Raw genomic sequence first — 245 nt, forward strand, 5'->3', positions numbered from 1 at the left:
CTTTGTGATTCATGACTGGGGTGAAGTCGTAACAAGGTAACCGTAGGGGAACCTGCGGTTGGATCACCTCCTTACCTAACGATATTCGATTGTGCAGTGTCCACACAGATTGTCTGATGAAAAGTAATGAGCAAACAAAACCTTGTGGTATAGGTAAGTGCCGGGAAATTTGTGACCGTCGAGTACGGTGACAAACGACAATGGCGCTCGATTTTTATGAAAAAATCTCACCTTTACCCGAAATT

General features: G+C 44.1%; 1 rRNA gene. It reads left to right on the forward strand.

The annotated features are described in order from the left end of the window. A 16S ribosomal RNA gene (locus AC2AXP_RS22835) occupies window positions 1-74 on the forward strand; the annotation flags it as partial. Window positions 75-245 lie beyond the last annotated feature (171 nt).

The sequence above is a fragment of the Serratia sp. Sp408 genome, assembly GCF_057180665.1.